The sequence below is a fragment of the Pseudomonas sp. genome (assembly GCF_036387035.1).
Taxonomy (GTDB): Bacteria; Pseudomonadota; Gammaproteobacteria; order Pseudomonadales; family Pseudomonadaceae; genus Aquipseudomonas.
Window position 1 is genome coordinate 1 of the sequence record NZ_DASVUM010000053.1, and the last position, 11,434, is coordinate 11,434.

Sequence of the window (11,434 nt, forward strand, 5' to 3'; positions counted from 1 at the left end):
TAGGAGCCGGCTTGCTGGCGAATGCGGCGGGTCAGCGATGACAATGTTGAGGCCGTACAACGGGTTCGCCAGCAAGCCGGCTCCTACAGGTCGATAAGGTGTCGGCTAAAACTCCGCCTTGGTCATAAGCCGCTCGGTAAATGTCAGTTCGTTCCTCCCGGAACACCTCAAATCCCAAGCACATCCATCATTTGTAGGAGCCGGCTTGCTGGCGAATGCGGCGGGTCAGCGATGACAATGTTGAGGCCGTACAACGGGTTCGCCAGCAAGCCGGCTCCTACAGGTCCGTGCAACCCTGCCAACCTGAGCGTGCGGACACACTGTGCGGGGTGAATTCAATGGGTGCCTGGATTGGCCTTGAAGTACGCAACCCTGTCTTTCAACCCCGCCCACTGCGGTTCATTCGGCGCAAAACGGCTGCGCAGGTACGCGGCGAGGTCGCTGATCTGGGTATCGGACAGGCTGTCCTTGAAGGCCGGCATGTAGCCCAGATCTGCCGTTGCCGGCGTGTCGATCCCTTGTTGAATCACTTTGATCAGGTTGTCCGGCAGTGCGCTGTGCACGTTCGTGTTGGTCGCCAGCGAAGGACTGACCCCAAACAGCGTCGGCCCCAGACCGTCGGCATGACACCCCTGGCAAGAGCCTTCGAACACGCGCTGGCCATTGCTCAATGACGCGGCCGAAACGCGAGCGGCGTCTGCCGACCGGTTCACGGTCGCGGCAGTGGTATCAGGGCTGGCGGAAGCCGGTTCATTCAGCGCCGCCAGATACACCGCAATGGCCCGCACGTCGCTCTTGGGCAGTTTCGCCAGTTCTGACACCACTGGCCCCATCGGCCCCGCCGCGACACCGTGGGCATCGGAATACCCGGTGCTCAGGTAATGGAACAATTGATCCTCGGTCCAGGGCGTCGGCGCTTTCGACAGGCCGTTGAGCGCCGGCGCTTCCCAGCCATCCACCGTGCCGCCCGCCAAAAACGACGCGCCGCCCTTCTCCGCGCCCAGCAGGTCACGGGGCGAATGGCAGGCTGCACAATGCCCCAGACCGTTGACCAGGTACTGCCCGCGATTCCATTGCGCGCTCTGCTGCGGCTGCGTTTGCACCTCGCCTTTGCGCAGGTACAGCGCGTTCCAGCCGGCCATGAGCGGGCGCTGGTTGAACGGGAAGCGCAAGTCGTTGGAGGGCTGGCGTTGTATGACCGGGGTCTGCGACATCAAGTAGGCGTACAGCGCCTGCATGTCGGCGTCCTCGATATTTCTGAACGCGGTGTAGGGAAACGCCGGATAAAGGTGTTTGCCATCACGACTGATGCCGTCACGCATCGCCCGTTCAAACGCCGGATAGGACCAGTTGCCAATGCCGGTTTCCGGGTCCGGCGTGATGTTGCTGCTGTAGAGCGTGCCGAAAGGCGTCTGCATCGCCAGCCCGCCGGCATTGCTGAGGCCATTCGGGGCGGTGTGGCACACCGCGCAGTCGCCGACCGCTGCCAGTAAACGTCCGCGTTCCAGGGTCGCCGAGGACCAAGTGCCCGCTGCAGGCGGCGTGATCGGCGCAATTTCCGCACGCCAGGGCAAAGCGGTCGCAGCCATGCCCAGCAACGCACCGAACGCAGCAAACAACGAACCGAACAGCCACTTAGAGCGTTTGGCTTTTGGCGATTGCGGCGGTTGGCTATTGGATTCCACGCCAGCGCTGTTCAGCGCAGCAAGAATGCGCTCGGCGGTGATAGGCAGTTCGCGAAAGCGAATTCCGGTGGCGTCGTACACGGCGTTGGCAATGGCCGCCGCACTCGGCACCGAAGCCGATTCCCCCGCCCCCATGGGCGGCTCCGCTTGGCGCGGCATCATCATGACGTCGACTTTCGGGACCTCCGGGAACGTCAGAATCGGGTATCCGCCCCACTCCTTGCTCGCCACCGTGGACTCCTCGAACGTCACCCGTTCCTTGAGCACGCGACTGGTGGACTGGATGACGTTGCCATGAATCTGATGCTGCACCCCCGCCGGGTTGACCATCATGCCGGCATCATGGCCGATTACCACGCGGGTCACGGACACATCGCCGGTGTGCTTGTCGATCGCCACATCGGTGACCCACGCCGCCCACGCCGCGCCGAAACCGGGAAACTTGCTGTGGATGTAGCGCGCGTAGGCAAAACCACGCCCGCGCAACACCCCGTCTTCCTCGGGGATCTGCATGGGTTGGGTGCGCGGCGTCCAGTCAGCCCGGGCGGCGGTGGCGCGAACCAGCTCCGCGGCGCGCTCGTCGTGCAGATAGCGCAGGCGGTACTCGACCGGGTCGACGCCGGCCGCGAAAGCCAACTCGTCGATGTAGGATTCGTGGGCGAAAGTATTGGGCAGCGCCGACACGCCGCGCATCCAGGACGCCCGCACAATCGGCGCCATGTCATGGATGGTGACGCGCATGTGTTCGATGTCATACGGCGGGATCGAGGTGCGATCGCCCATTTCAAACATCGTCGCCACCGGCTCCACGCGCCCGGTCAGCAGCAAGGCCAGGGTCGGCGAGTTGTTCGATGGATAGCGCGTGCTGAAGTCATATCCGGCGATGCCGCCATCGGCGTTTAACCCTCCGTCCACTTCCATCAATTGCGCGGTGCCTTTGGGCTCCCAGGCATGTTCCTGTTCGCGGGTCAGTTGCACGCGCACCGGCCGGCCCACTGCCCGGGATAGCAACACCGCATCGGCGCAGACATCATCGGCGCAATTACGCCCGTAACACCCCGCCGCTTCCATGCGGATGATGTCGATCCGCTCTTCGGGGTATTCCAGCAACCAGGCCAGATCGGCGCGCAACATGTGCGGGTTCTGCGTGCCGGACCAGACCCGGATGCCTTCATCGCTGTAGTCCGCCAGTCCGCAGGAAGGTCCGATCGAACCGTGAATCTGGTAGGGCCACAGATAGGTGCGTGTCATCCGCTCGCTGGCCTGGGCCAACGCGCCCTCTACATTGCCCTGATCCAGCACCACCCGCTGCAGGCTCGGGTTGTCCCGCAGCGCCTGCTCGATGTCGCTCATGTCCGGCAAATGATGCTGCCAGGGCTTCCAGGTGACGCTGAGTTCCCGCGCGGCCTTGGCGGCCTGTTCTTCACGCATTGCGACGATGCCGACGAAATCGCCAATCACCACCACGCGAACGATGCCGGGAATGTGCGCGATGGAGGCTTCGTCCACGTCCAGCAGGCTGGTGCCGACGAATTCACCGGTGTCGTAACCGGCGTAAGGCGGGCGTACGACGCGGCCGTGGAGCATGTCCGGCAGACGCATGTCGTGCACGTAGGTCAATTCGCCGGTGGCCTTGCCCGGAATGTCCACGCGGGCGGCGCCCTGCCCTACCAGCTTGTAGTCTTCCAGACGCTTGAGTGGCGCGTTGCCGGAGATACGCAGCTCGACGTGCTGATCGACCAGCAGCTGACCGAAGGCCAGTTCACGATGATCTGGCGATTTGATCACGCCGTTTTCGATGACCAACGATTCCACGCTGAGCGCCCAGCGCTGCGCTGCCTGTTGCAGCAGGTAGCGCCGCGCTTCGGCGGCGGCATTACGCAGGGGAATGGCAGATATTTGCAAGGTGGCGCTGGCGATGGTCGCGCCCTGATTCGGCGCACGCTCGGTGTCCCCCAGAATCATCGTGACCTGATCCATCTGCAGGTCGAGTTCTTCGGCGACGATCTGCGTCAGCGAGGTGCGGATGCCGGTGCCCAAGTCAACGTGGCCATTGAAGGCGTAGACGCGGCTGTCTTGATCAACGGCAATAAACAGCCCCAGCTCCATGGGCCTGACCGTGGGGGTGCCGCCTTTGGCGACCGGACCGGAGGGCGGCAGGATGTCGCCGACGATCAGCAGCACGCCGTTTTGAGCGAGCAATTGGTCGCGCGTGGGCAAAGTCTGGGTCATTGGACGGGATCCGGGCTGGGCTGGTGGCGCGCGGCACGCATGACCGCACTCAGGATTTCCAGGTGCGTGCCGCAGCGGCACAGGTTGGCCGACAGTTCGTTGCGGATTTGCGTTTCAGTGGGGTGCGGGTTGCGGTCGAGCAGGGCTTTGGCGGTCATGATCATGCCGTTCATGCAGTAGCCGCATTGCGCGGCCTGTTCGTCGATGAACGCTTGCTGCACCGGATGCAGGCAGTTGCGCGAACCGATGCCTTCCAGCGTGGTGATCTGCCGTCCCTGGGCGCCCGCCAGCGGAAACACGCAGGAACGTGCGGCGACGCCATCGATGATCACCGTGCAGGCGCCGCATTCGCCCAGGCCGCAGCCGTATTTGGGGCCATTAAGGTGCAGGTCGTTGCGCAGGATCAGTAACAGCGGCGTGTCAGGCATTGCCGTGACGCTTGTGGTCTGACCGTTGACGTTCAAGGTGACGGTCTTTTCCGCCGCCCGCCGCGGCTCGCTCGTGTCAGCCTTCATGTGTTACCCGCTGTAGCTCGCATTTGATGAAGTGATTACTTCATGAAAAGAGAGCAGGAAGCATGCCAGCGAAGAAAGGGCTGTAGGACGTTGGACTATTTGGGTGGGTTCGGTCGTTTCGACGTAGCGATTAGGCGGAATGAACATTGTCCATGTGGGAGTGAGCTTGCTCGCGAATACATTGCTCAGGCACATAAATGTCGCGGGCAGATTGTGTTCGCGGGCAAGCGTGCTTCTAAAGGGATGCGTCAGGCGGTGTTATTCATCGCCTTCATCGATCAGCTTGCGCAGCAGAAACAACACGGCCACGCGCTCGGCGGGATTGAGCTTGCTCAAGGTCAGTTCGGAAATCTGCGCGGCGCGAGGGACGGTTTCCTGCACCAGCTGCAAGCCGCTGTCGGTGAGGCTGCAGATGACTTTGCGGCGGTCCTGCGGGTCTGGTTCGAGGCTAATGAGGTCCCGTGCTTTCAGGCGATCGACGATCCCGCGGATGGTCGCCTGATCCACCGCCGTGGCCTTGACCAGCTCGGTCTGCGAACTGGGGCCGTGATCGCGCAACGCGCACAGGGTCACGAACTGCACCGCCGTAAGCTGCGAATCGCCGACGTTCTGCTGGAAGATCGCCAGATGGCGCTGGTAGGCCTTGCGCAGCAGATGGCCGACTTGCTCGGAAAAGGTGTACGACACAGGGCTATTGGACGGGTTGTCAGTGGACACGGATGGCTCGTTCGGCAGGATCTGGAAAGTGGCGGCTACAGTAACGTTTGCGAGGGTTAAGGGGAATCTTCGGAACGCGCGCGTTTGTTTGCGCCTGACATGCGCGCAGGGATAGCGCGATATCAACGGTAGGCGCGTGGCTTGTCCCGCGATCGGCTGCGAAGCAGTCGTAAAACCTGAAAACCGCACGTTCACTGACGCACTGCGTTGGCCATTTTACTGCCGCTGCGCGCCAGATCGCGGGACAAGCCACGCTCCTACAGGTCTGCAATGGGATGGAGATCCGCCTCAGGCTTTCGACGCCTCGGGCGCCACCACTTCTCCTGCCAGCACCACGGCCTGGTCGTCCAGGTAAATGTCGCAGCGGCGCAGGGGGATATCCAGGTGACACGGGGTTTTGCGGGTGCCGCCGACTTCGGTGTTCGGCCCCGTTGAGAACAGGAAATTGCCGTAGAACGCCCGGGCGTCCATGCACATGCCGTCGTTCTTGTCGTGCAGGCCCATGGCCGTCCATTGAGCGCGGGGCTGCAGGCCCCAACCGATGTGGGAGATGCCGTACACCTCCGGATCGTTGAAGTACTTCAGGTAATCGCGCAGGTATTCCGCTTCGAATCCGCCGTGGATGCTGGTGATGAAGCCTTTGTCGATCTCCAGCGTGATCTGCTCGCGGGAATAGGTTTTGAACGGCAGCACGATGTCGCCAACATCAATGACCAGCGTGCCTTCGGCGGTCTCCTCGTCCGGCCAGGAGAACAGGAAACCGCTGGGCCAGTGGTCCCAGCGGCCCGGCTCGTCGGCGAAACCGTATTCGGTGACAGAAGGATACTGCCCCAGCTGTGCCCGGAAATCGCTGCCCGCCCGAGACTTCACCTGAATGGACCGAGCGGCCTTGAGCACCTGTTCGGCCGCCAGCACCCGGTGCTTGTCTGCCACCGTAGGCAGCATCCGCGCCAGCACTTCCGGGGGCTCGACCGCCAGCAGGATTCGCGTTCCAGTCTTGAGGATCTGCTCCTGTTCCGGCGAGTGCAGGAGCATCATCGTGTCGACGATCAGGTCCGCCGCCTCAAGGGCGCGTTGCGCCGCAAGGTTGCCGGTCAGCGCCGTGTCGCCGCAGTAGGCGGTCATGTCGCTGCCCATGGCCTTGGGGTGGTTGAACGAGGGCAGCTCGACCGCATACACCTTCGCGCCCAGACGCTGAGCCGCGTCCATTGCCGCGCGCACCGTGCGCGCATCCGAGTAGTGGCTCTTGAGCACGGCGACACTTTGGGTCGCGTCCACCTTCGACAACGTCAGCACGTGCTCGAACATCTGGGTCAATTCGCAATCGCTAACCGGCATCTCTTGTCTCCTCATGGGCGGATGACGGGTCGGATGCACCATTGCAAGGCGCCGCGCATCAGACCGGTGCATTTTTAAAGCGTACACGCTTATTAAAAGCGATAAGACATCAAATTTATCCTGTCTGCAATAGGCAGGCCACGTTGTTACGCTTGTACACATAGCTCTATTTATATGGGTTGCAACGGGTGACATACCTGTTTGCGACAACGCTGGTCGTTTCCGGAAATATCGGTTCACTTTTAAAATTATCAGCGTATACACTTCAAAACGACGCGACGGGACTGATCAATGTCGCCTCGCCGTTATGCAGAATTCACGAACACGAAGGAATGCGCGCCATGCCAATCACGCAAAAAATCGCCATCGTCGGAGCCGGTCTCGGAGGCGCTGCGGCCGCGACGCTGTTGCAGAAAGCCGGGTTCCACGTCGACATCTACGAACAGGCCCCCGAGTTTTCGCGTATTGGTGCCGGGATCCACATGGGCCCGAACATCATGAAAATCTTCCGCCGCATGGGGATCGAGCAGCAGCTGAGCGACATGGGTTCGCACCCGGACTTCTGGTTCAGCCGCGACGGCGCGAGCGGCGATTACCTGTCGCGCATCGCCCTGGGCGAGTTTTCCCTCAAGGAATACGGCGCGGCCTACATCACCGTGCACCGCGGCGATTTGCACGCCCTGCAAATGTCGACACTGGCGCCCGGCAGTGTGCACTTCAGCAAATGCCTGACCACGCTGGAGGAGCGCCATAACGGCGTGCGCCTGAACTTTGCCGACGGCACCCACGCCGACGCCAACATCGTGATCGGCGCCGACGGCATCAATTCGAAGATCCGCGAAGAGCTGCTGGGCCATGAAAAACCGCTGTACAGCGGCTGGGTTGCCCACCGTGCGCTGATCCCCAGTGAGGTGCTGACCAAGTACAACCTGGAATTCGAGAACTGCGTGAAATGGTGGAGCGAGGACCGTCACATGATGGTCTACCACACCACCGGCAAGCGTGATGAGTACTACTACGTGACTGGCGTGCCCCATGCGGCGTGGGATTTCGAGGGCAACTGGGTCGACAGCAGCCGGGACGAAATGTATGAAGCCTTCGCCGGTTATCACCCCACCGTGCAGGCTTTGATCGAGTCCACCGAAAGCGTGACCAAGTGGCCGCTGCTCAACCGCAATCCGCTGCCGCTGTGGAGCCGCGGCCGCCTTGTATTGCTGGGCGACGCCTGCCACCCCATGAAGCCGCACATGGCCCAGGGCGCCGGCATGGCCATCGAAGACGCCGCCATGCTCACGCGCTGCCTTCAGGAAACCGGCCTCACCGACTACCGCACCGCGTTCCAGCTCTACGAAGCCAATCGCAAGGAGCGTGCGTCTCGCGTACAAGCCGTTTCCAACGCCAACACCTGGCTGCGCACCCAGGAAGACCCGGCCTGGGTCTACGGTTACGACCTGTACGGCCAGGAGCTGAAATCGGGGGTGGCGGCGTGAGCACATTCATTCATGGCGGCAACGTCCACGCCAACGGCATTCGCCAGCATTACCTGCGCTACGGCGGGGAAAAACACGCAGGCAAACCGGCGCTGATCCTGGTCCCGGGCATCACCAGTCCGGCGATCACCTGGGGTTTCGTCGCTGAACGCTTGGGCGATTACTTCGACACCTACGTGCTGGATGCGCGCGGTCGCGGGCTGTCCTCCACCGGCCCGGACCTGAATTACAGCGTCGACACCTGCGCCGACGACATCGGGGCGTTCGCCGCCGCTATGGGCATCGACAGTTATCACTTGGCCGGCCACTCGATGGGCGCGCGCTTCGCCGTCAGGGCCTCGATTCGTTGCCCGCAGGGGCTTGGAAGCCTGGTGCTGATCGATCCGCCGGTGTCCGGACCGGGCCGTCGTGAATACCCCGCCAAGTTGCCGTGGTACGTCGACTCGATCCGTCAGGCGCAACAGGGCATGAGCGCAGAGGACATGCGCGCGTTCTGCCCGACATGGACCGACGAGCAACTGCAGCTGCGCGCCGAGTGGCTGCACACTTGTTACGAGCCCGCCATCGTGCGTGCCTTCAATGACTTCCATGATGTGGATTTCCATAAAGACCTGCCGAACCTTCCGGTCCCTGCCCTGCTCATCGTCGCCGGACGCGGGGGCGTCATTCAGGCGCAAGACGAGGCCGAGATCCGACAGCTGCAGCCCGACATTCTGATCGCCCGCGTGGAAAACGCCGGGCACATGATTCCGTGGGACAACCTGCCAGGGTTCTTTGCCGCGTTTGGGGATTTTCTGGGTACGCCGCTGGTTTGAAGGCAGTTCTGCCGGCGTGACGTAAGGCCGCTCTGTAAAAGCTGGCAGCGCTGGCCCACGTCGCAGTGGTGACCTGTGGGAGTGAGCTTGCTCACGAAGGGGCCGGTCCATCCAGTGAATGTCCATGATCTGGACCGTCGCCTTCGCGAGCAAGCTCGCTCCCACAGGTGCGATACCGATTTCAACCGTATCCGAGGAGAACGCAATGACTGACCCACAAAGCGCCGACGCCAATTATCAGGGCGTCTGGGGCAATCGCATCGGTTTTGGTGCTAAACCGGCCTTGTTGATGATCGATTTCATGCAGGGCTACACCCAACCCGGCGCGCCTTTGTATGCGCCGGGCGTGGTCAGCGCGGTCGCCGAGAGTGTTGAGCTGCTGGCCTGTGCGCGGGAACACGGCATCGCAGTGGTGCACACCAACATTCGCTACCACCCCACGCATTTCGCGGACGGCGGCATGTGGGTGAAAAAAGCGCCGGTGATGAAGGACATGGTCGAAGGCAATCCGCTGGCCGCGTTCTGCGAGGCCGTGCAGCCATTGCCTGAAGAGGTCGTCATCAGCAAGCAGTACGCGAGTTCATTCTTCGGCACCTCGCTGGCATCAATGCTGCACGCCCAAGGGATCGACACCGTGGTGCTGGCCGGCTGCTCCACCAGCGGCTGCATCCGGGCCACCGCGGTGGACGCCGTGCAGCACGGTTTTCGCACCATCGTCGTGCGCGAATGCGTGGGCGACCGGCACCCCGATCCCCATGAAGCGAACCTGTTCGACATCGACAGCAAGTACGGGGATGTGGTTGGCAAGCCAGAAGCCATGAAGCAAATGCGAGCGGCAAGCGGTAAGCGATGAGCAACAAGCTGCACGTGAAGAACACGCGATCCCCTCTTGCAGCTTGAAGCTTGCAGCTTCTTTCCCCCATATGACAACGCCGCAAACGCAGGCAAAATCAGCCGCCGCCGCGCTTACCGGTCGAAGAACCGCCAGGAGACACCCATGCCCTCAGCGAACATAGACACCCCCGCGAGCCTTGCCGCGGACCCGATCAAAGCGCTGTACACCAAGATCACCTGGAAGCTCATCCCTTTCCTGTGTTTCTGCTACCTGGCCGCGTACCTGGACCGCATCAACATCGGCTTCGCCAAGCTGCAGATGCTCGACCAGTTGCACTTCAGCGAGACCGCGTTCGGGCTGGGCGCCGGGTTGTTTTTCGTCGGCTATATCCTCTTCGAAGTGCCGAGCAACCTGATTCTGGAGAAGGTCGGCGCGAAGATCTGGATCGCGCGGATCATGATTACCTGGGGGTTGCTGTCGTCCTGCATGCTGTTCGTCAGCACGCCGAATCAATTTTACGTGCTGCGCTTTCTGCTCGGCGCCGCTGAAGCGGGCTTCCTGCCGGGGGTGCTGTTCTACCTGACCACCTGGTTCCCGACTTACCGCCGTGGCCGGATCATCGCGCTGTTCATGATCGGTCTGCCGCTGTCCAGCGTCATTGGCGGACCGCTGTCGGGCTGGATCATGAGCCACTTCGATCAGGCTGCCGGGCTGCGCGGCTGGCAGTGGTTGTTCCTGATCGAAGGCATTCCAAGCGTGCTGCTGGGGGTGATGACGTTTTGGGCGTTGCCGAACAACCCCAAACAAGCCAAGTGGTTGAACAGCGCCGAACAAGCCTTGCTGGAAGGCGAGCTGCGCCTGGACGATGCCGAAGGCAAGGACAGCAAGCACAGCTTTCGCGACGGGTTCTTCAACCTGAAAGTGTGGATGCTCGGCGGCATCGACTTCTCGATCCTGCTCAGCGCCTACGCCATGGGCTTCTGGATGCCGACGTTCATCAAGAACGCCGGCGTCACCGACACGTTTCACATCGGCGTGTTGACGGCGTTGCCGAGCGTGGCCGCGCTGATCGGCATGCTGATGATCGGCGCCAGCTCCGACCGTCGACGCGAACGTCGCTGGCACATCATCGTGCCCTTCTGGATTGGCGCGGTGGCCATGGCCGCCAGCCCGTTCTTCACCCATAACGTGGTCGCGACCGTCGCTCTGTTTGCCGTCGCTTCGGCCGCGATCATTGGCGCGGTGCCGGTGTTCTTCAGCCTGCCGGCCACATTCCTCAAGGGTCGCGCGGCGGCGACAGGTTTCGCGTTGGCCTGCTCGCTGGCGAACATCGCCGGGCTGGTGAGCAACTCGATGATGGGCATCGCCATCGACGTCACTGGCAGCAGCGCCGGGGCGTTGTGGTTCTTTGCCGGGTGCCTGATTTTGAGCAGCCTGCTGGTGGTGGCGCTGCCGGCGAAGCTGGTGAATCGGTAAGGCGTCGCGCTCGACCTACATCCTGTAGGAGCCGGCTTGCTGGCGACCGCGGTGGTTCAGTCAACATTTTATTAACTGAACCAACGGGTTCGCCAGCAAGCCGGCTCCTACAGGATGTAGGTCGAGCGCGACGCTTTACCGATTCACCAGCTTGGCCGGCAGCGCCACCACCAGCAGGCTGCTCAGCACCAAACAGCCGGCGAAGAACCACAGCGCGCCCGCGCTGCTGCCAGTGACGTCGATGGCGATGCCCATCATCGAGTTGCTCACCAGCCCGGCGATGTTCGCCAGCGAGCAGGCCAACGCGAAACCTGTCGCCGCCGCGCGACCC

At 62.3% G+C, this 11,434-nt stretch carries 8 protein-coding genes and 1 pseudogene; 4 read left to right on the forward strand and 5 right to left on the reverse strand.

The features are described 5' to 3' along the window. Positions 1–335: 335 nt before the first annotated feature. The 4 genes from VF672_RS04665 to VF672_RS04680 form a co-directional block, all read right to left on the reverse strand. Entirely contained in the window at positions 336–3,917 is a 3,582-nt protein-coding gene (locus tag VF672_RS04665; protein ID WP_331101960.1) for a molybdopterin cofactor-binding domain-containing protein, read from the reverse strand. Beyond that, a complete protein-coding gene (locus VF672_RS04670; RefSeq protein WP_331101962.1) occupies positions 3,914–4,432 on the reverse strand; it encodes a (2Fe-2S)-binding protein in 519 nt (172 codons plus the stop codon). The genes VF672_RS04665 and VF672_RS04670 overlap by 4 nt, the downstream gene beginning before the upstream one ends. A gap of 258 nt (positions 4,433–4,690) precedes the next feature. Beyond that, positions 4,691–5,149: a MarR family winged helix-turn-helix transcriptional regulator gene (locus VF672_RS04675; protein ID WP_331101964.1), complete on the reverse strand. Its 459-nt coding sequence runs from the start codon at positions 5,147–5,149 to the stop codon at positions 4,691–4,693. Between the two features lie 288 nt (positions 5,150–5,437). Beyond that, positions 5,438–6,487: a 2,5-dihydroxypyridine 5,6-dioxygenase gene (locus tag VF672_RS04680; RefSeq protein ID WP_331101966.1), complete on the reverse strand. Its 1,050-nt coding sequence runs from the start codon at positions 6,485–6,487 to the stop codon at positions 5,438–5,440. 341 nt (positions 6,488–6,828) lie between these two features. Here VF672_RS04680 and VF672_RS04685 point away from each other — a divergent pair, with 341 nt between their 5' ends. From VF672_RS04685 to VF672_RS04700, 4 genes are all read left to right on the forward strand, one after another. Further along, positions 6,829–7,977 (forward strand): FAD-dependent monooxygenase, encoded by a 1,149-nt coding sequence (locus tag VF672_RS04685; RefSeq protein ID WP_331101968.1) that lies wholly within the window; start codon positions 6,829–6,831, stop codon positions 7,975–7,977. Continuing rightward, positions 7,974–8,792 carry an alpha/beta hydrolase gene (locus VF672_RS04690; protein ID WP_331101971.1) on the forward strand — a complete coding sequence of 273 codons (819 nt, stop codon included), beginning with the start codon at positions 7,974–7,976 and terminating at the stop codon, positions 8,790–8,792. The genes VF672_RS04685 and VF672_RS04690 overlap by 4 nt, the downstream gene beginning before the upstream one ends. A 205-nt stretch (positions 8,793–8,997) precedes the next feature. Continuing rightward, entirely contained in the window at positions 8,998–9,645 is a 648-nt protein-coding gene (locus tag VF672_RS04695; protein ID WP_331101972.1) for an N-carbamoylsarcosine amidohydrolase, read from the forward strand. Positions 9,646–9,789: 144 nt separating this feature from the next. After that, positions 9,790–11,103 carry an MFS transporter gene (locus VF672_RS04700; protein ID WP_331101974.1) on the forward strand — a complete coding sequence of 438 codons (1,314 nt, stop codon included), beginning with the start codon at positions 9,790–9,792 and terminating at the stop codon, positions 11,101–11,103. A gap of 135 nt (positions 11,104–11,238) precedes the next feature. Here the strand turns inward: VF672_RS04700 and VF672_RS04705 are convergent. Further along, positions 11,239–11,434, reverse strand: a pseudogene (locus VF672_RS04705) (MFS transporter); the annotation flags it as partial.